Here is a 23,348-nt window from a genome sequence, read left to right as displayed (position 1 = left end):
TTGCACAAAGACAGGCGATGACAACGCTTTCGCCTCTCGCCTCCGCCTGGACCCGCTCGAAGCCGCCCTTGCTGCGGTTTCTGGGCAATTGTCTCAACGAATTCTCGGCCGAGACCTCCGGCGTCGTTGCCGACTACATCCCCGAGCTGAGCAAGGCCGACCCTGCCCATTTTGGCATCAGCCTCGCGACCCTGGACGGCCACGTCTACGAGGTCGGCGACAGCCGGGTGCCCTTCACCATCCAGTCGATGTCGAAGCCCTTCGTGTTCGCGCTGGCCCTGGACCTCCTGGGCGCCGGCCGCGTCGAGAGCGCGATCGGCGTCGAGCCCTCGGGCGATCCCTTCAACTCGATCCGGCTCAATTCCGACAACCATCCGTTCAACCCGATGGTCAATGCCGGCGCGATCGCCTGCACCGGGCTGATCTATGACAGCAAGGGCCCGGACGCCTTCGAGCAGATCCGGCTCGCGCTCAGCCGCTTTGCGGGGCGCGATCTCGCCGTGGACGAGGCCGTTTACAGCTCGGAGAGCCAGACCGGCGACCGCAACCGCGCCATCGGCTACCTCCTCAAGACCAATGCGGTGATCTCGGACAATGTCGCCGGCGTGCTCGACGTCTATTTCCGGCAATGCGCGGTGCTGGTCACGGCGCGCGACATCGCGGTGATGGCGGCAACGCTCGCCAATCGCGGCGTCAATCCCGTGACGGGCGAGCAGGTGCTGACGCCCTACGCGATCTCGCGCACGCTCTCGGTGATGACGTCGTCGGGGATGTACGACTACGCCGGCGAATGGATCTACCGGATCGGCATCCCCGCCAAGAGCGGCGTCGGCGGCGGCATCCTGGCCGCACTCCCTGCCCGCCTCGGCCTCGGCAGCTATTCGCCGAAGCTCGACAAGCACGGCAACAGCGTGCGCGGCATCAAGGTCTGCGAGGCGCTGTCCTCGCATTACGACCTGCACATGCTCAACCGCAGCGACGACGCGCGCAACGCCGTCATCGCCGACTACGACATTGGCAAGAGCCCGTCGCGGCGCGTGCGCCGGCCGCAGGAGCGCGAGATTCTGGCCGGGCATGAGCAGGATGTGCGGGTCATCGAGCTGGTCGGCACGCTGTCGCTGTCGGCGGTCGACTATGTCTCGCGCAGGCTGGCCGGACAGCCGCGGCCGCAAATCGTGATCTTCGATCTCCACCGCGTCACCTCCACCACGCGCGCCGGGGCGCGGCTCGTTGCCGAGGCGTTCGAGGAGCTGGCGGCGCTGAACGTGACCGTCGTACTGTCGGGGGTCAGGCGTGCGTCGAAGGAATGGGACAGCCTGCGGGAATGGACGGCGGAGCTGAAGAACGTCCGCGACTTCTATTTGCTCGACACCGCGATCGAATGGGCGGAAGACCAGATCGTCTACCGCTACGGCGGCTCGATCGATTTCCACGAGACCACCGAGCTTGCCGAACAGCCGCTGCTATCAGGCATGAGCGAGGAAGAGCTGACCGACCTCGCCTCGATCTGCACGATCCGGACCTTTCCATCCGGGGCAAAGATCATCACGACAGGCGACCCCGCCGATTTCCTGTTCTTCCTGCGCAGCGGCGCCGTGCATGTCACCCTGCCCGACGGCGTGCGGCTGGCGACGCTGACCGCCGGCATGGCCTTCGGCGAGATGGCGCTGCTGGAGCCGACGCGTTCGGCTGACGTGTTCGCGGACATGGCGGCGACCGCATTCGAGGTACCGCTGAAGGATTTCGAGCGCTTCCGCAAGCAGCACCCGCGCGCTTCCGAGCGCATCATGCGCAATCTGGCGCAGCTGCTCGCCGACCGCCTGATCGTCGCCAATGCCAAGGTCGACATTCTGACGTCGGCGTGAGCGCGCTGATCAGGGTCAGCGGCTCGCGGCTTCGCTCAGCCGTCGCTTGATCTTGGCAGCGCTCGCCTTGAGCAATTCGGACGGCTGCTGGCCGGTCGCGGCGCACAGGCACGCCCAGTAGTAGATGACGTCGCCGAGCTCATCGACGAGGCCCGCCTTGTCGAGCCAGTCATCGCGCAGCAGCTTCTTGATGTGGTCGGCGACCTCGCCGGATTCGCCGGCGAGGCCGAGCCCGAGATAGGACAGCCGCTCGTTGGACGGATGCTCATCGACTTTCGCAATGCTCGCGGCCCAGACCGCGTATTCATCGATCGTCATCGGCAGACCTCGCCACAGTTTTTGGATCAGCCCACCACTTCCGTGACGGGCTGGAGATCGATTTCAAAAGTCTCCAGAAATTTCGAGGTCATGATGTAGAAGCCGACCGAAAGCTGGAGCTCGACCAGCGCGGCCGGTGTCAGCTTCGATGCGATCGCCTTGAACGTCGCATCCGTCGGCTTCTTCAGCTTCACGATCTCGTCGGTGAAGGCGAGTGCGGCGCGCTGCACCTCGTTGAAGCAGGTCGCGGCCTGCCAATTCTCCAGCGCTTCGTTCTGCTCGTCGGTGACGCCGACATTCTTGCCGATGCGCTTGTGCGCGACGATCTCATACGGCGCTTCGCACAAAATGCCGGTGCGGGTGATTGCGAGCTCGCGAACGATGGGATCGAGCTCGCCCTTGTGGCGGATGGCTCCGCCGAGCCGGCAGTACTGCTCAAAATAGCTCGGCGAGTGCGCCATCATGCGGAAGATGTTGGCGTTGCGGTTCTTGTCGAGAATTTCGCGGGTGCGGTCGGACGCCTTGAACGGGTCGCTGTAGTTGATACGGGCCATCAGTCACCTTGGGTCTTGGTCTTGTTGTCGTTTTTTCGAGCAGAGGTCCCAAGAGTATTCTCGCACCGGCCCAAGAGCAACATCGTCGCGTGAGGCCATCCCCCTTGTGCGGGGGCCTTCGGCACCGGGAATGGCGTCGAATCGGCGAAGCGCCTGACGATGTTGGTCACCAGCAGGGCTGCCACGTTGTTGTAGCCGTCGACCGCCAACGCGCCGATGAAATTCATCGAGCCGACGGAGAACACCGCACCGCCATTCGGCGTCTCGAAAAAGGTCAGGTCGGAGCGGATGATGTCCTCGCGCGATGCCGGCCAGGTATGGTCGTAGCGCTCTTCGTTGACGGGCTGATAGGTCGGATCAGTGAGGACTGCGCGGCCGACGATGATCGCATGATGCGGGGTGCCAAGGCGCGTGTCCGCCCGATCCAGCTCGTGACCCGCCGCGCCGCCGCCCATGAAGCCGCGCTCGCCAAGCTTGGCACCGGGCTTCGCCAGATCCTCGATTCCCTCGCGCATGAAGGCGACGCGGGAATCGAGAATGCCGTCGAGGAAGGTGTAGGGGAAACCCATATACTCCCCTTGCGTGCTGAAGCCGACGCCGACCAGCGCCTGCGGCGGGCGGCCGAGCCGCCGCCAGAGGCCGCCATAGGACCCGTCGAACGCGTGATAGCTCTCGCCGGGCAGCGTTTCCCAGAGCCGGATGCCGCCCTCGGCGCGGCGCAGCTCGAAAGCCCAGGTGCCTGTCGCATGCGGCACCACTTTCCAGTAGAAGCCGTTGCCGCCGAGATACATGAAGCGGCCGCCATTGCCGAGATAGGCGCCGAGCGCGTCGAGCGTCTCATGGGTGTGATATTCCGGATGCTGCCCGGTCAGAACCACAGAATACTTCGACAGCAGATCGACGCCTTCGGCATGGACGTCGTGATCGGTGATGACTTCGAAGTCGATACCCTTGCGGGTCAGCAGATCGGTGATGGCGCTGTCGGCGGAGATCCAGTAGAGGCCGGAACCGTAGTCGCTGGGATCGATCAGATGGATCTGGTTCACACGCTTGTCGATCAGCGGCCGGCGCATCGTCGAGATCACCACGCCGCTGCCGTCAGAGTGGAAGTTGTAGGGCGAGACGCCGTACTCGGGATGACCGTCCGGCGCCTGCGCCAGCGCGCCCCAGGCCAGCGAGCGCTCCGTGATCAGGGCTTGCCTGCCCTTCTTCTGATACTGGCTATAGACCGTGTAACTGAAGGTCGGCGCGAGAAAAGCCACCTTGGCCTGCGATCCCGGTATCCGGGCGCGGACATAGAAGACGATGTTGTCGCGCGTGCCACCCTTTTCGAGATGCAGTGCGTAGACGCCGCTCTTCCAATCCTCCGGCACGGTGAAGGTCAGCGACGGCTGCCAGCCGGAATCGCCGATATCGTCGTCGTGAAAATGGATCGCACCCCAGAGCTTGGGTTCTTCTGTCCAGCGATGCGTCACGCCGCCGGTCCAGCGCGACCCCGTCATCGCGCGCGTCGGCAAATTGATGCAGGTGCCGTGCGCCTTGGCAGCGCCGATATCGGTCGCGGAGTCGGTCGGAATGCCGATGGAAAAATCCCATTCGGCGATGGACGGAGCCGCCGTTCCAGAAGCCTGCACGGCGATGGTGCCGTCAAGGCCGGTGCTGCCATCGGTGATGCGCGGCCGCTCGATCTTGCCGTTGAAATGGTGGACTACGCCCCGGCCTGCGCGCTCCGCTGCAATCGCCGCCGCCCCCGTGCCGGCCAACGCGGCCTTTGGCGCGCTCAGCGATTTCGTCGCGCGCTCGTCGCGATCGAGCCTGATCTTGCGCGGTGCCTGTGCGATCGCCAACGATCCGGTTGCCGGGTCGAACACGCACGCGATGTCGTGCCATGCCCGCTCGGTGAGCCCGACGCCGGTCTCGATCTCGATGGTGCCCCCGCCGGTCACGAGCCGGACGAAAGCGCCCGCCTTGCCGACGCCGAGCGTCATTGAGCCGCCTGCGCCAGCCCAATTCAGCACGGCCTGCTGGCCCGCGGAGAGCAAGGTCGGCCAGACAGTCGCGGCAAAGGCGATCGGGCCCGCCGGCAGCGCCAGTGCTGATACATCGACCCATGAGCCCTTGGCGATGGTCTGCTCGATGCCATCGTGCTGGCCTTCCAGGTCCCACTTGACCGGAATCTCGCGATAGCCTGGTCCCCTGGGATTCGGGTCGCCACAGATGATGCGGGCGATCCGCGCCGAATAGCGGCCGCCGCCCTTGACCGCAATCATGAAGTTGATGTCGTCGCCGGAGCGCACGCTCCAGCGGTCCGCATAACCGGTGATCGGAAGCATCGAAAATCCCTCTTCAGGCGCCGCGCACGTTCCAGAACAACGGCAGGCCCTTGAGCATGCCCGTCAGGCTCTTCTTGTAAGCCGTCGGCTGATAGAAGACACCAAGCGGAACATAGGGAACATCGATGAAGCACTGCTTCTGCATCTCGACGCCAATCTTCGTCTGCGTGGCGGCATCGGGCGCGGCGAACCAGGCATCCCGGAGCTGCTCCAGCTTCTCGCTCTTTGCCCAGCCGAAGGTCGCCTTGTCACCGCTGCCGCGGATGAAGTTATGCGCCGAGGGGTTCAGCTGCGTGACGCCCGCAGAATAAGTGCAGAACGCGCTATATCCGCCCTTGTCCGGTGTCTCGCGGTTGCCCATGCGCCGCAGCATCGAGCCCCAGTCCATCGCCGCGTAGTCGACATTGAAACCGAGCTTGCGGAACAGATCGGCTGCGACTTCGCTCATCTGCCCGATGACAGGGAAATCGCCCGGCGCCATCAGCAGCACTTTCTCGCCTTTGTAGCCGGCGTCCTTGATGGCTTTGGCCGCGGCGGCGATATCCCGGGGGCCGTTCAGCGCGTCCATGCCGGCATCGTTCGCCATGATGCCGCCGGGCGCGAAGAAGCCGACCTTGTCGCGCCAGAGACTGGTGTCGTCGCCCGCGACCGCGGACATGAATTCCTTCTGGCTGATGGCGGAGAGCACCGCGCGGCGGATGGCCGGGTTGTCGAACGGCGGCTGCGTATGGTTGAAGCGCAGCACGCCGACATTGCCGATGGGGTCGAGCAGTTCGACGGTCAGCGTCTTGTTGCCCTTCAGCTTCGGCAACAGGTCGACGATGGGCTGATCCCACCAGTCGATCTCGCCCTGCTGAAGCGCAGCCGCGGCCGTCGCGGGGTCCGGGATGACCTGCCACTCGACCCGGTCGAAATGCGCGATCTTCGGACCGGCGAGCAGGCTCGGCGTCCCCTCGGGGCGCGGCACATAGCCATCGAAACGCGTATACACCAGGCGCGCGCCGGGCACGTGCTGATCGGCCTGGAATTTGAACGGACCGGAACCGATCAGCTCCTTGACCGGCGTGACGCTATCGGTCTGCGCAAGACGTTCCGGCATGATGAAGGCGATGATGGCACCGACCTTGCCGAGCGCTTCCGGCAACAGCGGAAACGGTGACTTCAGGCGCCAGCGCACGGTCTTGTCATCAGGCGCCGAGAGTTCATCCACCAAATTGAAGAGCGAATTGCCGAAGGCATCGCGCGCGGCCCAACGTTTCAGGCTCGCCACCACATCGCGCCCGCGTACGGGCTCTCCGTCGTGGAATTTCAAGCCGTCGCGCAACGTCATCGTCCAGAGCTTGCCGTCGTTCTCGACGGTATGGCCGGCGACCATCTGCGGCTGAACCTGGAATTTCTCATCGACGCCGTAGAGCGTGTCCCAGATCAGGAAGCCGTGGTTGCGGTTGACGAGGCCGGTCGTGATCATCGGATCGAGGATGGCCGCATCGGCCTGCGGCACGAAGCGCAGCACGCGGGAACCTTGCGCGCGGGCCAGCCGCGGCATCGCAAGACTCGAGCCCAGGGCGACGCCGAGACCGGCGCCCAGTGTGGATCGGAGCAGGTCTCGACGGCGCATGCTATGGTCTCCTCAAGGGGTTACGCAGATGGACGTGTCTCGGCAAGGTTGGCTTCGGCGCTGAGCAAGGTCCGCGCGAACAGGTCGAGCGCCTCGTCAACTCCGGCTTCGTCGATGATCAGCGGCGGGCAGAACCCGATCGTGTCGCCCATCGCGCGGATGATCAGGCCATTCTCGATTGCGAGCGCATCGAACATCGCGCCGACCTTCAGCGCGGGATCGAAGGCCTGCCGCGTCGCGGGGTCCGCGACCAGCTCGACCCCGATCATCAGTCCCTCGCCCCTCACCTGGCCGACGATGCGCGAATCCCGCGCGATCTGCTCCAGCCCGGTGCGGAGCCTCGAGCCCATGCGGCGGACGTGCGGCACCACATCCATCTCGTGATAGATCTTCAGCGTTTCGAGCGCGATCGCCGCGCCGACCGGGTGCCCGGAATTGGTGAAACCGTGCCCGAACAGCTCGCCGCCCTTGTTCATCTCGCTGAGCGCGTCCCGGATCGGACGGCCCAGCAACACGGCCGACATCGGGAAATAGGACGAGGTGATGCCCTTGGCGAGCGCCACCATGTCCGGCTTCATGCCGACCGTCTGGCAGCCGAACCAGTTGCCGGTGCGGCCGAAGCCGCAGACCACCTCGTCACCAAGCACCAGGATGTCGTGACGGCGCAGCACGGCCTCGATCTCAGCGAAATATCCCTTCGGCGGCACGACGATGCCGCCGCCGGCGTTGATCGGCTCGGCGATGAAAGCTGCGATCGTATCGGGTCCCTCGGCCATGATCAGTGCTTCGAGATCGGCTGCGAGGCGGTCGACAAACGCCGCCTCGCTCTCACCGGGCCTCGTGCCGCGATAGGCATCCGGGCAATGCGTGTGCAGGAAGCCTTCGAGCGGAAGACCGAATTCGCGGTGCATGCGGGGCAGACCGCACATCGAAGCAGCAACGATCGTCGAGCCATGGAACCCGCGATCGCGGGCGATGATCTTGCGCTTTCCGGGCTTGCCGTGAACCGCGTGATACACCCAGGCGAGCTTCACCATCGTCTCGGTGGCTTCCGAGCCTGACGTTGCGAAATATGCTTGAGCATCCGGGATCGGCGAGATCTCGACCAGCTTCTCGGCGAGATCGATCGTGTTGTCCGGCGTCTTGTGATTGAAGCTGTGATAGAAGCCGAATTTGTCGTAGGCCGCCGCTGCTGCCGCTTTCAGGCGCGTCTCGGAAAAGCCGAGCGAGGTACACCAGAGCCCGGCCATCGCTTCCAGATAACGCTTGCCGTTCGCGTCAAAGACATGGACGCCCTCGCCGCGCGCCATGATCAGCGGTCCGATTTCTGCATGTCGCTGAGGGTTGGTCTGCGAGTGCAGATGGAACGCGATGTCACGCGCCTCGGCTGAATTCGGCTTGCTGTCGAACACGCGCGCAGCCTCCATCGTCCCACCGACAGAGTATTCCCAACCCCGGTCGCGCGAAACTGGTCAGTCCAAATTGGTCTGACCAACTTGGCTTTCGCGCGGCAGCTTGTCAAACTCAAAAAAAGGACTGATGAGCACGAAGATGTTGCACGATCCCCCGTCCAAGCCTGAACGCAGCTTCGAGATCGTTGCCCGGCGCATTGCTGCGATGATCCAGGCGAGTTACCGGATCGGCCAGCGCCTGCCGGCAGAGCGCGATCTCGCGAAGACGTTTGGCGTGTCGAGGCCGACGGTGCGCGAGGCCATCCTGTCGCTGGCAATGGCCGGCATGCTGAAGGTGCGCAGTAACAGCGGCGTCTATGTGATCAGTCGTCAGGAGGCACCTGACGTGCACGTGCTCGAAGGTTTTGGGCCATTCGAGAACCTGGAGGCGCGCCAGCTGATCGAACCGCAGATCGCCGCGATCGCGGCGCAGCGCGGCTCCGAGGCCGCCTTCGCGCAGCTCGCCGAAGCGCTCGCGATGATGCGCTGGGAACATGCGCAGGGACGCGAGGCCGACACGTCCGACCACCGCTTCCACATGGTGCTGGCCGAGGCGACCGGGAACGGCGCGCTGGTGTCGATCAGCGACTCGCTGTGGCGCGCACAGACCGAGTCCGGCATCTGGCAGGAGATTCACAACCACATGCAGATGGAGGACTACCGGCCCGTGTGGCGCAGGGATCACGAGGCCATCTTCGAAGCCGTTCAAGCGAGGAACCCGCGCAAGGCGAGCCACGCCATGACGCGTCACCTCACCAACATCAGGGATGCGCTGATGGAGGCTTCGAAAGCCAAATCGATGGCCACAACGAAGCCCGCGAACTCTCGCGGGAAACTCCGATGATTTGTCGCGGTTGAAGAAAGTTGCCGCAAACCCTGCGCTGCTCGACCGCAACAGCAACATCATCGAGTCAAAATGCCGCCGCATTGCTGATCGACCTTGGCACAGTCGATATTCGCCGTGTGGGGACAAATCACGGTGAATACTCGCAAGGGGTGTTCCGAGTAAAAACAATTGACCGTCGGGTGCGCAGTGCGCGCAACGATGAGTCACGCCCAAGTCTAGGGAGAATAGGCATGAAGGAAGCCACCAAGGGGGCGGCCTCGGGAGCGCTCGCGCACATGCTGGCGGTGACGGCGATGCTCGTCATCGCCAGCATCTTGTTCTACGGGCGTTAGCAAAAGAGTTGCGTAGAGTGTTTTCGTCATTCCGGGGTGGCTCTCGCACAAGCCAGGCCCAGAATCCCGTTCCAGGCTCGGTCCCTTGGACCGCCCCCGAATGACGAATCCTACTATTTCCTTTTGCTGAAAAACGGCACGAGCTTGCCGGCGAACGTCGGGAAGCTCGCGGTGACCTCATCGCCGATAGCTAGATTCGTCTCGCCGTGCGCCATCATGCGAAATCCCTCGACGCAATCGACCAGCAGGATGTTGTAGGGCACGTGCGCCCGCGTCTCGGGCGTGGCGGCGCGGCAGACCAGCGAGGTCGCATAGACCCTGCCCTTGCCGCTGGCGCGCGCATCGCGCGGATCGGGCGCACCGCAGGCCGCGCAGAAGGCGCGATGGAAATACTGCACATGGCCGCATGCGCCACAGGTCTGGTAGGTGATGGCCTGCTCACCCTTGGTCCAGTCCGCGATTCGTTCGCTCATCGCACGCGCTCCAGAAACATGCTCACGTGGGACGACAGCACGCCGCCGTCGCCGTGCAGCAGCGCGATCGATGCGTCGCGCACCTGGCGGCTAGCCGCCCGCCCCGTCATCTGCAAATGCGCCTCGACCAGATGCGCCATGGCGCCGCCGACGCCGCAATGGCCATAGCTGAGCAGGCCGCCATGGGTGTTGAGCGGCTTCGCGCCGTCGCGGCTGAAATGGCCTGATCGCACGCGCGCAGCCGCCTCGCCGCGGCCGGCAAGGCCGAGGTCTTCCAGCAGCATGGCGAGCGTGATCGTAAAGCTGTCGTAGATCGCGGCGTAGCGCACGTCGGAGATCGCAAGGCCGGTGGCCTCCTTGGCGCGGGCGATGGAGATTTCAGCACCGAGCTCGCTGAGCGCGGGCGCGGCCGTCACGTGCTGATGGGTATGCGCCTGGGCGCAGCCGCGGATGCGCACGCCGGCCTCGCCGGTCCGCTCACGGCTGATGACGAAGGCCGCGCCGCCGTCTGACACCGGGCAACAGTCTAGCAGCTTGAGCGGCATTGCCACCGGCTTGGACGCCATGACATCGGCGACCGTGATGGGATCGTGGAATTGCGCGCCGGGATGGGTGCAGGCATGCGCCCGCATCAGCACAGCGAATTCGGCGAGGTCCTCTTCCGTCACGCCGTATTCGTGCATGTAGCGCGTGGCGACCAGGCCGTAATAGGCGGGAATGGTCGGGCCGAGCGGCACCTCGTAGTCGGGATGACCGACCTGCGCCAAAGCCTGGATCGAAGCGTCGCGGCTCTGCCCGGTGAGCCGGTTCTCGCCGGCAACGACGAGGACGTTGCGCGCGACGCCCGCCTCGACGAGGTGATGTGCCAGCATGGTCATAGCAAGGCCCGTCGCGCCGCCGACCTGCACGGCATGCGCGTAGGACGGGCGGATGCCAAAATGCTCGGCGAAGACGGTCGCCAGCATGATGTGCGGCGACACGGTGGAGTAGCCGCAGAGGATGCCGTCGATGTCCGAACGCTTCAGCCCGGCATCGTCGAGCGCGGCTTGCGCGGCCCGGCTCATCAGGTCGAGCGAGGACGAGCCTTCGTGCTTGCCGTAGGGTGTGAGGCCGACGCCGGTGATGAAGCTCATGGTGACGTTCGTGCTCCTGCGATCTGGTAGCGGCGCGCTACTGCAACACCATCTCTACCCGGCGGTTCCGCGTACGGCCCGCGTCGCTTGCGTTGTTACCGAGCGGCGCATAGTTGGCGACGCCGGCCGCCGACAGCCGCTTCGGATCGACCTTGTACGTCGTCGCCAGGGCATCCACGACCGATTGCGCCCGTGCTTTCGACAGGGCCAGATTGGCGTCCAGCGCGCCCTGGTTGTCGGTGTGCCCGACAATATGGACCTTGAGAGATACATCGGACTGGAGCAATTGTGCCATCTGGTCGAGTTGAGCTTTCGACTCCGGCTTGATGACGGATTTACCCGTATCGAAGTACAGGCCGTACAGCGCCACCTTGCCCTCGGCCTGCAAGCCCTTCGTCAGGGCCCTCACGTCCACCACCACCTTGTCGGACTCCATCGCCTTGGCCTCGACGATCTCCACGATGGTGGCCACGTACTTGCCGGACAGTGCAACCGTTCCCGGCTTCGCCGTGACAATCGCGACATGCAGCATTGCACCGGATGCGTTCACGGTCCCGTACCAGTAGCGCTCGGTCCCGGGTTCCTGCCATTGCTGGAGCAAGGTGATGGGGGTCCACCCTTCAAGCTGGGCCTTTGGCAGCGACGGGTTAGCCGGCAGCCTGCGAAGCTGGCCGAAGTCGCGCGCCCCGCAGTCCTCGGCGCAGCCATCCTGCCTGGCCGCGCCAGCGCGCTCCAACGCCTGCTCGTAGTTGCGCTGAACCTCCAGCGCCGATTTGCCGGCCGGGGCAAGGTAGAACAAGCGAGTGACACGGCCCTCGACTTTCACGACCTCGCCATTCTGGCTCCCGCGCGGCATCCCGACCTGATCGAAGCCCTGGACGTCCCGCGCCACCAGCCAGGAGCCGGCATAGCGACTGATCAGCGCGTGGTCGCGGGCATCGGGCGCATCGGCCGGCATCGCAGCACGAGCGACGGCAGGCGCGAGCACGATGCTGCACGCAATCATGAGCAGACGGGTGAAGATGATCATGAGAAGGTCCGTTTTACGAGTTCGGGGAGCGGCGCTTTGATGCAGGCCCACGGATCTTGTCCAACAATGGATACATTTTCACGACTGCGCCGCCGCAGGGCACGAATCGACATAGCCAATCCCTACTGGCCGGCAATAGCCCCGGTGACACCGTCGCGCACCATGGCGGCGATCTCGTCCGGGGAGTAGCCGACCTCACGCAGAATCTCCGCGCCGTGCTCGTTCAGCCGCGGCGCGAGTCGCACCGGCTCCGCCTCGGTCTCCGACCAGGTCGCCGTCACCTTCATGCTGCGGATCGGGCCTTCGGTCGGATGGTTCACGACCGGGAAGAAGCCGGTGGCTTCCAGATGCTCATCGTGCAGGATGGACGCGAGGTCGTGCATCGGCATCACGGGCACGTCGGCCTTGGTCAGCAAATCGATCCACTCGGCCGTGGTGCGCGTCTCGAAGATGCGCGCGAGCTCGGCATAGACGACGTCGATATTGGCGGCACGGCCGGCGAAGGTCGCGAATTTGGGGTCGGCGCGCAGATCGTCGCGGCTCGTTGCCTTGAAGAAGTTCTCCCACTGCTTGTCGTTGTAGACGATGACGCTGAGATAGCCGTCCGAGGTCTTGTAGGGCCGGCGGTCGCGCGAGAGGTGGCGGGCATAGCCGCCCTTATCGAGCGGCGGCTCGTAGGTGAGCCCGCCCATGTGGTCGCCCATGACGAACCCGGCCATGGTCTCGAACATCGGGATGTCGACGCGCTGGCCGCGGCCGGTGCGATCCCGATGCACGAGGCTGGCGCAGATCGCGCCGACCGCAGTGAGACCGACGATGCGGTCGACCAGCGCGTTGGGCACATAGCGCGGCACGCCGTCACCGGTCTGCGCCATCAAGGCGGGGAGCGCGGTCGCACCCTGGATCAAATCGTCATAGGCGGGCTTTGCCGCATAGGGCCCGTCCTGGCCAAAGCCGAACACCCCGGCATAGACGAGGCGCGGGTTGATTGCGGAGACGACGTCGTAGCCGAGCTGAAGCCGCGCCATCGCCTGCGGGCGGACATTGTAGACGAGAACGTCGGCGTCCTTCAGCAGCCGCAGCACAGCCTCGCGGCCAGCGGGCTTCTTCAGGTCGAGGCAGATCGAGCGCTTGCTGCGGTTGGTGTTGAGGAACACCGGGCCCATGCCGGCATGGCGCATCGGGCCGATCAGGCGGGTGACGTCGCCGTCGAGCGATTCCACCTTGATCACGTCGGCACCGTAATCGCCGAGCATCTGGGTCGCATAGGGACCCATCAGCACGGTGGTCATATCCACGACCTTGATGCCCTTCAGCGGCCCCATCCGTTCGCTCCCGATTGCGCGGGCTCAACCTGGCCCTGCGATTTCGGTCCAGCTAAGGGCAGCGACGCCGCGCGCGCAAGGGCGGCCGGGGTATGGCCGCATGCGCGGTGCCGCGGCCGCTATTTCTTCTGGCGGGATTCGCGGATCTTGATGAGACGGTCGAGCTCATCGTTCTGCTGGTTGATCCGGTCGGCGATCCGCGACTCGTTCTGCTCGCCGGAGGCGGCCGCGGCCTGCTCGATGAGCTGCCGGATATTGTCCTCGAGGATCGCGATGCGATCGTTGAGTGCGTCTATCGACAGCGAGTCTTCGTAGTCATTGCCCATGATGCATTCCCTGCCAATCAATGAAGAGCCGCAGGATGGGCAAAGCGTAGCGTGCCCACCATGATCTAGCGCAACAAAAAGGTGGGCACGGCGCAAACGCGCCTTTGCCCACCCTACGAGAACTTACTTCAGCGGCTCCAGCACGGAAACGTAATTCGCGACCGCTGCGCCGCCCATGTTGAAGATGCCGCCAAGCTTGGCGTTCTTGAGCTGCATGCCCTCGGGCGCCTGGCCAGCGAGCTGCATCGCGGTCATCACGTGCATGGAGACGCCGGTGGCGCCGATCGGGTGGCCCTTGGCCTTCAGGCCGCCGGACGGATTGACCGGCAGCTTGCCGTCCTTGAGGGTCCAGCCTTCCTTGATGGCGCGGGCACCCTGCCCCTTCGACGTCAGGCCCATCGCTTCGTACTCGATCAGCTCGGCGACGGTGAAGCAGTCATGGGTCTCGACGAAGGAGAGATCGGTGAGCGCAACGCCCGCCTTCTCCAGCGCGCGCTGCCAGGCGACCGTGCAGCCCTCGAACTGGAGGATGTCGCGCTTGGACATCGGCAGGAAGTCCTGGGCGTGCGCGGTGGCGCGGAAGCCGATCGACTTGCTCATGCCCTTGGCGGTCTCGGCATCGGCCAGCACCAGCGCCGCGGCGCCGTCGGAGACCAGCGAGCAGTCGGTACGCTTCAGGGGACCCGCGACATAGGGGTTCTTCTCGCTCTCGGCGCGGCAGAACTCGAAGCCAAAGTCCTTGCGCATCTGGGCGAAGGGGTTGGCGACGCCGTTCTTGTGGTTCTTGGCCGCGATCAGCGCCAGCGCATCGGACTGGTCGCCGTATTTCTGGAAATAGGAGCTGGCGATCTTGCCGAACACGCCGGCGAAGCCGCCGACGGTGTCGCCGTCTTCCGGCAGATAGGACGCCTTGAGCAAGTTCTTGCCGATCTCCGGACCCGGGGTGCGGGTCATCTGCTCGACGCCGACGACGAGCACGATCCTGGCCGCGCCTGCGTCGATCGCACGCAGGCCCTGATGGACCGCGGCGGAGCCGGTGGCGCAGGCGTTCTCGACGCGGGTCGTCGGCTTGAAGCGCAGCTTCGGGTCGGCCTGGAGCACCAGCGAGGCGGTAAAATCCTGCGGCGAGAAGCCGGCGTTGAAATGGCCGAGCACGATCTCGTCGACGTCGGACGCGGAAATGCCGGCATCGGCCATCGCCTCATTGGCCACGCGGGTGACGAGGCTTTCGACGGTCTCGGTGTCGAACTTGCCGAACGGCGTATGCGCCCATCCGACGATGCTGGCGGTCATGGTCATCTCCCTGGGGTCTCTTACTGACCTAAGTCTTAGCCCACCAACCGCAAGACTTCACGTGGCTTTCAGGGCCTTGAGGGTGCGCTGGCAGATGGCAGTTATGCCGGCCCAGTTCCCGGCCTTGATCTCCGCCGTCGGGCATAGCCAGGAACCGCCGACCGCGACCACGTTGGGCTCGGCAAGCCAGGTCGCCGCATTGGCCTCGCCCACACCGCCGGTCGGGCAGAACCGCACATTCGGGAATGGCCCGCCCAGCGCGCGCAGGCCCTTGATGCCGCCGGCCTGCTCGGCCGGGAAGAATTTTGCGACGTCGAGGCCGTAGGACAGCGCCAGCATTAGTTCGGAGGCGGTGGCGATGCCTGGGGCGAACGGCAAGGAGCTGTCGGCGGCGACCTTCAGCAGATCGGGGGTCAGGCCCGGGCTGATGCCGAAGGCGACGCCCAACTTCTCGACACGGACGAAATCGGCCGGCTTGAGGATCGTGCCGATGCCGACGACCGCCTCGGGCACCTCGGCCATCATCGCCCTCGCCGCCTCGATCGCAACGGGGGTGCGCATGGTCACCTCCAGCGTGCGGACGCCGCCGGCCACCAGCGCTTTCGCCAGCGGCACGGCATCCTGGATCCGCTCGATGGTGAGGACGGGAATGACGGTCGCGGCCTTGAACAGCGCGACGAGGTGGTTCTGTTGGGCAGTCGTGGTCATCTTGGCTTTCGTTTCACTTGGTCGCTTGACGCGTGGTCGCCGGCCGGTGCCGCTTCTTCGGCGGCATGGCATAGCCCGGAATAATGGCGCCGGCATAGCAGATCACGAGGCTGGCGAGGCGGTGCCCGGCCTGGGCCGCCTCGACCGGATCGGAGCCGCCGAGCCGGGCCGCGATATAGGCCGCGGCAAAGCTGTCGCCCGCCGCCGTGGTGTCAACGACCGGCTTGGTCATCGGTTCGGCGCGGACCTCGCTGGTGCCGCCGGGAAAGCGCAGCAGGCTGACGGGCTCGGCGAGACGGAACACCAGCTCGGGCGTGGGAATGCGCGCCATCAACTGCTCGTGGCTTTCGCCGGGATAGAGCGCGAGCAGATCCTCGGTCGAGGTCAGCACGATGTCGGCGGTCGCAAACGCCGTGGCAAAGACCTCGCGGGCGACGTCGCGGTCCGGCCATCCCCGCGCGCGGAAATTGGTGTCGAACACGAAGCGGGTGCCGAGCAGGCGCGCCCGCTTGATCGCCGCGAACAGGCGCTCGCGCCCGGGCGCATCGTAGATCGAGAGCGTGATCGCCGAGAGATAGACGATGTCGTAGCTCATCAGCGAGTTGAGCAGCTCATCCGTCTCCGGCAGGCTCATCAATTGGCGCGCCGCCGCACTGTCGCGCCAGTGGAAGAACTGGCGCTCGCCCTTCGCATCCGTCTGGATCATGTAGAGGCCGGGCAGCTTGCCCGGCAGCCGGGAGACGCGGCGGGTCCCGACGCCCTCCGCATTCCAGGCCGCGATCATCTCGTCGCTCAGGGCATCATCGCCGAGGGCGGTGAGATAGTCGACCTTGACCTCGAGCCGCGCCAGATACACCGCCGTGTTGAGGGTGTCGCCACCGAAGCCGCGCGAATACAGGCCGCCGCCCTGGCCATGCCCGCTGGACTGTCCAGCGGACTGTCCACCCTGGGCCTGCCGGAGCTCGACCATGCATTCACCGATGCAAGCAACGCTCGCCATCGTCATATCCACGCTGTTCATCAGTTCGATCAGGCGACGAAGTTGCCGCCGAGCTCGTCTTCGATGTGAATGCGGATGATGTCGTCAAAAGTCTTTTCTTCGGTGGTGAAGCCGAGCTCGCGCGCCCGCTTCGCCTCGAAATTGCGCGGCCAGCCGCCGACGATGCCGACGATGAACGGATCCAGCTCGTGCTTGATGCGCGCGGCGACCTTGTCGCCGGCCACCCGTTTGAGCGCGGCGATCTGCTCACCGACGGTGGCCGAGAAGCCGGGCATGGTCAGGTTGCGGCGCGGACCGACCTTGGCGAGGTCCATCGTGCCGGCATGGAGCAGGAAGCCGACGGCGGAACGCGGCGTGGCGTGCCAGTGGCGGACGTCCTCGGAGACCGGGAGGATCGCTTCCTTGCCGGCCAGCGGCTCGCGCAGGATGTTGGAGAAGAAGCCCGATGCCGCCTTATTGGGCAGGCCGGGCCGGATGCAGATGGTCGGCAGACGGATGCCGATGCCGTCGAGGAAGCCGCGGCGCGAATAGTCGGCGAGCAGCAATTCACCGATCGCCTTCTGGGTGCCGTAGCTGAGCAGCGGGGTGTGGAAGAACTCGTCGCCGATCGCATCCGGGAACGGCGCGCCGAACACCGCGATTGACGAAGTGAAGACCACGCGCGGCTTGTAGCCGCCGCCGACGAGCCTGACGGCATCGAGCAGCATCCGCGTGCCGTCGAGATTGATGCGGTAGCCCTTGTCGAAATCGAGCTCGGCTTCGCCGGAGACGATCGCGGCGAGATGGAAGATCACGTCGGGGCGGCCGGCGATCAGCTTTTCGGCTGCGCCCGGCACGGCGAAATCGCCTGACACGGTCTCGACGGGGAAACCGGCCTTTTCCGGCTTCTTGGGCTCGACCACGTCGTGCATGGTCAGCTTGGTGATGTCGCTCTTGCCGAGCCGGCCGTCGCGCAACAGCCGTTCACACAATTTACGGCCGACCATGCCGGCGGCGCCCAGAACCAGAATGTGCAAGAGCCTACTCCTTCTTATTGGCCGGAGCGCGCCGCTCCTGACACGTTCTCCTGGCACGCTCTCAAGGCAGGCCCCGCGATCATTCCTTCACGGCGCCGGTCATCGCCGACACATAGTACTCCACGAAGAAGGAATAAAGGATAACTACGGGGACCGAGCCGATCAGGGCCGCCGCCATCAGCGCGCCCCAATGGTAGACGTCGCCGCTGACGAGCTCGGTGATGGCGCCGACGGGAATCGTCTTGTTCTCCGACGAGGAGATAAAGGTCAGCGCGTAAATGAACTCATTCCAGGACAACGTGAAGGCGAAGATGCCGGCCGAGATCACCCCCGGGAGCGACAGCGGCAGCGTGATCTTGACCAGGATCTGGAGCCGCGTCGCCCCGTCGATCAGCGCGCATTCCTCGAGCTCGTAGGGAATGGTGCGGAAATAGCCCATCAGGAGCCAGGTGCAGAACGGGATCAGGAAGGTCGGATAGGTCAGGATTAGCGCCAGATTGCCATCGAACAGGCCGAGCTGGAACACGATCGCCGCCAGCGGAATGAACAGGATCGAGGGCGGCACGAGATAGCCGAGGAAGATCGCTAGCCCCACATAGCGCGAGCCCTTGTAGCGGAGACGTTCGATCGCGTAGGCGGCGCAGACGCTGGCGAACAGCGAGATGAAGGTGGAGGACACCGAGACGATCACGGTGTTCCACATCCAGAGCGGATAGTCGGTTTCGACCAACAGCTTCTTGATGTGCTCGATGGTCGGATTCACGATCCAGAACGGATTGTACTTCTCGTAATCGTACATCTCCGCGTCCGGCTTGAACGTCGCGACCGCCATCCAATAGAACGGGAACAGCAGGAAGAAGATGATCAGGCCGAGCGGAAAGTAGACGCGCAAGAACTTCCGCGGGAAGCTCTCGAGATAATCCATTCCGACGCTTTGGTCGTCTGCGGTGCTCATGGTCAGTCCCTCCCGCCCTGCTGCCAGCGGGAGCGCTGAAGCCCGAAGAAGCTGAGCAGGATCGCTGCGACCAGGAACGGGATCATCGCGTTCGAGATCGCTGCGCCCTCCCCGAGATTGCCGCCGGTGATGGCGCGCTGGAACGACAGCGTCGCCATCAGATGCGTGGCATTGATCGGCCCGCCCCGCGTGATGGTGTAGATCAGCTGGAAGTCGGTGAACGTCATCAGCACCGAGAATGTCATCACGACCGCGATGATCGGCGACAGCATCGGCAGCGTGATGTGGCGGAAGCGCTGCATGTTGGTGGCGCCATCGAGATTGGCGGCCTCGTAGAGCGAGGGCGAAATCGTCTGCAATCCCGCCAGCAGCGTGATCGCCACGAAGGGCACGCCGCGCCAGATATTGGCGGCGACGACCGACAAGCGCGCATTCCAGGGATCGCCGAGGAAGTCGATGTAGCGCGTGATCAGGCCGGCCTTGATCAGTACCCAGGAGATGATCGAGAACTGGCTGTCATAGATCCACCAGAACGCGATCGCGGACAGCACCGTCGGTACCACGAAGGGCAGCAGCACGATGGCGCGGATCATCGACTTGAACGGCAGCCGCTCGTTGAGCAGCAGCGCGAGGTAAAGGCCGATGGCGAATTTCACGATGCTCGCGGTGAACGTATAGAAGATGGTGTTGAAGACCGAGAGCCAGAACACCGAATCCTTGGAGAGCGAGACGAAGTTCGCAAAGCCGATATAGCGCCCGGCCCCGCCGATCTTGGTGTCGGTCATGCCGAGCCAGAAGCCCAGCGCCAGCGGATAAGCCAGAAACAGGATGAGGATCGCGATCGCCGGCACCATGAACATCGCGCCGAGCCAATTCCGGCTCTCGAATGCTCTGGTCCAGAGGCTGGCGCGCTTGACCTGCGCGACAGCGGACTCGGCCATGACTGCCATGTCGGATTCCCCTCGGGAGAAAAGTCACGGCGTCCGGCGAACCGGACGCCGCGCAGATTGGCGTTGATCAGACCTGATAGTAGCGCTTGGCGCGCTCGGCGGCGCGCGCCGCCGCCTGCTTCGGCGTCGCCGAGCCGGAGGCTGCTTCCGCGAACATGTCGACGACGACGAAGTCGCCCATCACCGCGGCGGAGGCATAGCCGAGATCGCCGGCAAAGCCGTTGTCGCGGCAGCGCTTCAGGCAGTCGCGGTACGGGGTGATCTTCGGATCCGACGTCCACACCGGATTGTCGTTGTAGGCCGGCAGCGGCGGCGACACGTAGCCGTTGGAAGCGACCTCCCAGGCGTCGTAATTCTCCTTGTCCATCATGAACTTGATGAATTCCTTGACCGCCTTGGGATACTTCGAGTGCTTGTAGCCGTAGTAGACCAGCACGTTCTGCTGCTCGGTCGACACGCCCACGGGGCCGATCGGCATCGGCGCGTGGTTCATGTCCTTGGCGATCTCCTGCTGCTTCGCATCGGTGGAGTTCTTGCCGACGGTCCAGATTGAGATGCCGTTCAGCGTCAGGCTGAGTTCGCCGTTCAGGAACGCCTTGTTGTTGTTCGAGTCATTCCACGACAGCACGCCCGGGATGAAGGTCTCGTAGAGCTGCTTGACGTATTCGAGCGCGGCGATCGTCTCCGGCGAGTCGATCACGACCTCGTTCTTGTCGTTGACGACCTTGCCGCCGAACGCCCAGAGCGCCCACTGGCACCAGCCATTGGCATCGCCCGTGGCATGGCCGAGCGCGAAGCCGGCCGGCGTGTTGTTCTTCTTCAACGCCTGGCAGAGCTTGAGGAAGCCGGCGGTGTCCTTGGGGAATTCCTCGAAGCCCGCAGCCTTCACGTGGCTGATGCGGTAGTTCAGGCAGCCGCCGGTCGCGCCCTGCGGAATGGCGATCCAGCTGTTGCCCTTCTTGCCGTAACGTTCGGCAACCGGATACCAGCCGCCATACTGCGCGCCGAGATAGTCGGCGACATCAGTCATATCGATCAGCTTTTCCGGGAATTTGTGGGGATCGTCGAGCGTGCCGATGATGAGGTCGGGGCCGGCGCCGACATTGGCGGCCACCGCGGCCTTGGGGCGGATGTCTTCCCAGCTCTCGGCCTCGAGCTTGATCTTGACGCCGGTCTTCTCGGAGAACTTCTTGGTCTGCTCGGCGAACTTGTCGAACTCGGCCTGGATGAACTGCTTCCAGCGCAAGACGCGGATGGACGCGTTCGGTTCGGGCGTGTTGGTCCACTCCGCGGCGCGGACCGGCACGATGCCCGGGCCGGCCAGCAACGCTGCGCCGCCCAGGCCGGCCTTAAGCACACTTCGCCTGTCGAAATTGCTCATCGTTCTCTCCCTGAATTTTATATTTGTATTGGGTCGTTCTTGAACAGTCGTTGGGCAATCCTTCGGCGCGGCTACATGCGTTTGCCCGTCGCCTCGTCGAACAGGTGAACCAGTGACGGGTCAGGCTTCAGCTTGACCTTGTCGCCCGGATTGAACTGGTGACGCTCGCGGAAGACCGCGACGACCTGCTCGCCCCCCACCTTCGCGAACACCTGCGTCTCCGAGCCGGTCGGCTCGACCACGATGATCTCGGCATCGGCGCCGTCGTCCGCGATGGTGAAATGCTCGGGTCGCACACCGTAGACGACAGGACGACCGTCGGACGCCGCCGGCGCGTTCTTGAGCGGCAGCTTGACGCCGTTCGGCCCCTCGAAGGTCGCAACGCCGTTGACGCGCACATGGCCTTTCAGGAAGTTCATGGCCGGCGAGCCGATGAAGCCGGCGACGAACTGGTTGTCGGGCTTGTCGTAGAGCTCCAGCGGGGTGCCCATCTGCTCGACGATGCCGTCATGCATGACGACGATCTTGTCGGCCATGGTCATGGCCTCGATCTGGTCGTGGGTGACGTAGACGGTCGTCGTCTTCAGCCGCTGGTGCAGCTCCTTGATCTCGGTGCGCATGGCGACGCGCAGCTTGGCGTCGAGGTTCGACAAGGGCTCGTCGAACAGGAACACCTGCGGATCGCGCACGATGGCGCGGCCCATCGCGACGCGCTGGCGCTGGCCGCCGGAGAGCTGGCGCGGATAGCGCTCGAGCAGCGGCGACAGCGCGAGAATTTCGGCAGCGCGCTTGACACGCTTGTTGATCTCGTCGGAGCTCGCGTTCCGCAGCTTCAGCGAGAAGCCCATGTTCTCGCCGACGGTCATGTGCGGATAGAGCGCGTAGTTCTGGAACACCATCGCAATATCCCGCTCCTTGGGCTGGATATTGTTGACGACGCGGTCGCCGATCGAGATCGTGCCGGAGGTGATGTTCTCGAGGCCTGCAAGCATGCGCAGAAGCGTCGACTTGCCGCAGCCGGAGGGGCCAACCAGGACGACAAACTGGCCGTCCTCGATCGGAATCGAAACGCCGTGCAGGACTTCAAAATTGCCGAACGATTTCCGCACGTCGCGGATTTGCACAGACGACATCTAGCTCCCTCCTCGAAAGTCCACGACGCCTCACGCGCCGCGACCGTCTTGTTTTTCAGACTTCACCGAACGAAGCCCGATCTTAGCGAGCGACATTGTCGGCAGTTTGTGCGGTTTTGGCAATTTGTCTTTGGTTAGTCGTTGCTGGTAGCGCTGTCAACGTTCCTTTGTTTGCCGGACCGACTGTGATAAGAGCAGCAAATGGGTCGAAAACGCACCAAGTCAGGTAAAATCCGGCTGGCGGAAGTTGCCGAGCTTGCCGGCGTCAGCCCGATCACGGCGTCCCGGTTCTTCCGCAATCCGGAGGCCCTGTCGGTCGCCAAGCGGACGCGGGTCGAGAGCGCGGCCAACGAACTCGGCTATGTGCCGAACCTGGCGGCGCGGGCACTGGCCTCGCAGCGCACCGAAGTGATCGGCGTCTTGATCCCGTCACTGACCAACAACGTGTTTTCCGACGTGCTGCGCGGCATCTACGACGCCTCCGAAGGCAGCCGGTACTCGATCCAGTTGTCCAACACACGCTACAGTATTCTCCAGGAGGAGAAGCTGCTGCGCCTGTTTCTCGCGCAGAAGCCGGCCGGACTGATCGTCACCGGCATCGACCAGACCGCGGAATCGCGCGCGATGCTGGAGGCCGCCGACTGCCCGATCGTGCAGATCATGGAGATCGGGCCCAATCCGGTCGACATGATGATCGGCTTTTCGCACTATGATGCGGCCCGCGCGGCGATCGCCCACCTGTTCGCGCAAGGCCATCGCAAGATCGGCTTTGTCGGCGCGCGCATGGATCCGCGGGTGCAGCGGCGGCTGGACGGATATGTCTCGGCCATGAAGGACGCCGCGCTGTTCGAGCAGCGCCTCGTCGTCACGACGGCGACACCGACCTCGGTGACGCTCGGCGGCACCCTGTTCACCGATCTGCTGGCGCGCGAGCCCGATATCGACTCGGTGTTCTGCGCCAATGACGACCTCGCGCTCGGCGTGCTGTTCGAATGCCGGCGCCGGGAGATCGCGGTCCCCGAGCAGATCGCGATCGTCGGATTCAACGACCTCGAATTCATGGCCTCCGCGGTACCCACCCTCACCAGCGTGCGCACCAACCGCTACGAGATGGGCAACACGGCCGCCACCATGCTGATCGAAGCGATCGACGGACGCCGCCCCAAGCAGCCGGTGCTCGATCTCGGCTTCAAGGTGATCGAGCGGCAAAGCTCGTCGTCGCGGCGTTCGGACGACAAGCCTGCCGCATCAGGCGCGGGCGCCGCGAACAAAATGATAGCGTTACCAAGTGGCCAAGACTAGTATCG

At 64.5% G+C, this 23,348-nt stretch carries 21 protein-coding genes; 3 read left to right on the top strand and 18 right to left on the bottom strand.

The features are described from left to right. Window positions 1–17: 17 nt before the first annotated feature. A complete protein-coding gene (glsA, locus tag AB7535_RS11290) occupies window positions 18–1,865 on the top strand; it encodes a glutaminase A (RefSeq protein ID WP_439036274.1) in 1,848 nt (615 codons plus the stop codon). Window positions 1,866–1,880: 15 nt separating this feature from the next. Here glsA and AB7535_RS11285 read toward each other — a convergent pair whose 3' ends face one another. From AB7535_RS11285 to AB7535_RS11265, 5 genes are read right to left on the bottom strand one after another with little or no spacing between them, the layout of a single operon-like run. Then, window positions 1,881–2,183: a nucleoside triphosphate pyrophosphohydrolase family protein gene (locus AB7535_RS11285; protein WP_014495972.1), complete on the bottom strand. Its 303-nt coding sequence runs from the start codon at window positions 2,181–2,183 to the stop codon at window positions 1,881–1,883. A 26-nt stretch (window positions 2,184–2,209) separates the two neighbouring features. Next, a complete protein-coding gene (locus tag AB7535_RS11280; RefSeq protein ID WP_028146557.1) occupies window positions 2,210–2,737 on the bottom strand; it encodes a carboxymuconolactone decarboxylase family protein in 528 nt (175 codons plus the stop codon). Further along, on the bottom strand, window positions 2,737–5,070 hold the full coding sequence (locus AB7535_RS11275; protein ID WP_439036273.1) for a N,N-dimethylformamidase beta subunit family domain-containing protein: 2,334 nt from the start codon (window positions 5,068–5,070) through the stop codon (window positions 2,737–2,739). Before AB7535_RS11275 ends, AB7535_RS11280 begins: the two co-directional genes overlap by 1 nt. Before the next feature lie 13 nt (window positions 5,071–5,083). Continuing rightward, complete coding sequence (locus AB7535_RS11270) at window positions 5,084–6,688, bottom strand: ABC transporter substrate-binding protein (protein WP_439036272.1); 1,605 nt, start codon at window positions 6,686–6,688, stop codon at window positions 5,084–5,086. Between the two features lie 20 nt (window positions 6,689–6,708). Further along, entirely contained in the window at window positions 6,709–8,100 is a 1,392-nt protein-coding gene (locus tag AB7535_RS11265; RefSeq protein ID WP_439036271.1) for an aspartate aminotransferase family protein, read from the bottom strand. Window positions 8,101–8,227: 127 nt separating this feature from the next. Here AB7535_RS11265 and AB7535_RS11260 point away from each other — a divergent pair, with 127 nt between their 5' ends. Beyond that, window positions 8,228–8,983, top strand: a complete 756-nt coding sequence (locus AB7535_RS11260; protein WP_166095193.1) for a FadR/GntR family transcriptional regulator — start codon at window positions 8,228–8,230, stop codon at window positions 8,981–8,983. Between the two features lie 448 nt (window positions 8,984–9,431). On the opposite strand, the gene AB7535_RS11255 is transcribed toward AB7535_RS11260, so the two are convergent. The 13 genes from AB7535_RS11255 to AB7535_RS11195 form a co-directional block, all read right to left on the bottom strand. Further along, the gene (locus tag AB7535_RS11255; protein ID WP_166095188.1) at window positions 9,432–9,791 is read right to left on the bottom strand and encodes a Zn-ribbon domain-containing OB-fold protein; all 360 of its coding nucleotides are present in this window, start codon (window positions 9,789–9,791) and stop codon (window positions 9,432–9,434) included. Beyond that, window positions 9,788–10,924 (bottom strand): thiolase family protein, encoded by a 1,137-nt coding sequence (locus tag AB7535_RS11250; protein WP_208071921.1) that lies wholly within the window; start codon window positions 10,922–10,924, stop codon window positions 9,788–9,790. The genes AB7535_RS11255 and AB7535_RS11250 overlap by 4 nt, the downstream gene beginning before the upstream one ends. 37 nt (window positions 10,925–10,961) lie before the next feature. After that, window positions 10,962–11,954: an OmpA family protein gene (locus AB7535_RS11245; RefSeq protein ID WP_166095172.1), complete on the bottom strand. Its 993-nt coding sequence runs from the start codon at window positions 11,952–11,954 to the stop codon at window positions 10,962–10,964. Between the two features lie 122 nt (window positions 11,955–12,076). Continuing rightward, complete coding sequence (locus tag AB7535_RS11240; protein WP_208086259.1) at window positions 12,077–13,279, bottom strand: CaiB/BaiF CoA transferase family protein; 1,203 nt, start codon at window positions 13,277–13,279, stop codon at window positions 12,077–12,079. Between the two features lie 119 nt (window positions 13,280–13,398). Next, window positions 13,399–13,605, bottom strand: a complete 207-nt coding sequence (locus AB7535_RS11235) for a hypothetical protein (protein ID WP_014495977.1) — start codon at window positions 13,603–13,605, stop codon at window positions 13,399–13,401. A gap of 123 nt (window positions 13,606–13,728) precedes the next feature. After that, on the bottom strand, window positions 13,729–14,898 hold the full coding sequence (locus AB7535_RS11230) for an acetyl-CoA acetyltransferase (RefSeq protein WP_439036270.1): 1,170 nt from the start codon (window positions 14,896–14,898) through the stop codon (window positions 13,729–13,731). 57 nt (window positions 14,899–14,955) lie between these two features. After that, entirely contained in the window at window positions 14,956–15,606 is a 651-nt protein-coding gene (gene eda / locus AB7535_RS11225; protein WP_028146563.1) for a bifunctional 4-hydroxy-2-oxoglutarate aldolase/2-dehydro-3-deoxy-phosphogluconate aldolase, read from the bottom strand. Window positions 15,607–15,619: 13 nt separating this feature from the next. Beyond that, window positions 15,620–16,606: a sugar kinase gene (locus tag AB7535_RS11220; protein ID WP_439036269.1), complete on the bottom strand. Its 987-nt coding sequence runs from the start codon at window positions 16,604–16,606 to the stop codon at window positions 15,620–15,622. Between the two features lie 29 nt (window positions 16,607–16,635). Then, window positions 16,636–17,622 (bottom strand): D-erythronate dehydrogenase, encoded by a 987-nt coding sequence (gene denD, locus AB7535_RS11215; RefSeq protein ID WP_071914932.1) that lies wholly within the window; start codon window positions 17,620–17,622, stop codon window positions 16,636–16,638. 79 nt (window positions 17,623–17,701) lie between these two features. Further along, window positions 17,702–18,577, bottom strand: coding sequence for a carbohydrate ABC transporter permease (locus tag AB7535_RS11210; protein ID WP_014495982.1), 876 nt, complete (start codon window positions 18,575–18,577; stop codon window positions 17,702–17,704). 2 nt (window positions 18,578–18,579) lie between these two features. Then, entirely contained in the window at window positions 18,580–19,527 is a 948-nt protein-coding gene (locus AB7535_RS11205) for a carbohydrate ABC transporter permease (RefSeq protein ID WP_063983847.1), read from the bottom strand. A gap of 67 nt (window positions 19,528–19,594) precedes the next feature. Beyond that, window positions 19,595–20,908 carry an ABC transporter substrate-binding protein gene (locus AB7535_RS11200; RefSeq protein WP_071914934.1) on the bottom strand — a complete coding sequence of 438 codons (1,314 nt, stop codon included), beginning with the start codon at window positions 20,906–20,908 and terminating at the stop codon, window positions 19,595–19,597. Between the two features lie 71 nt (window positions 20,909–20,979). Beyond that, window positions 20,980–22,041, bottom strand: a complete 1,062-nt coding sequence (locus AB7535_RS11195; protein ID WP_063983849.1) for an ABC transporter ATP-binding protein — start codon at window positions 22,039–22,041, stop codon at window positions 20,980–20,982. Between the two features lie 201 nt (window positions 22,042–22,242). Between AB7535_RS11195 and AB7535_RS11190 the strand changes: the two genes are divergently transcribed. Next, window positions 22,243–23,343, top strand: coding sequence for a LacI family DNA-binding transcriptional regulator (locus tag AB7535_RS11190; protein ID WP_439036268.1), 1,101 nt, complete (start codon window positions 22,243–22,245; stop codon window positions 23,341–23,343). Window positions 23,344–23,348 lie beyond the last annotated feature (5 nt).

It is taken from the genome of Bradyrhizobium sp. 956_D2_N1_4 (genome assembly GCF_052076025.1).
GTDB lineage: Bacteria > Pseudomonadota > Alphaproteobacteria > Rhizobiales > Xanthobacteraceae > Bradyrhizobium > Bradyrhizobium barranii.
Note: the sequence above shows the minus strand (reverse complement) of the source record. Positions and strands in the feature narration are given on the sequence as shown.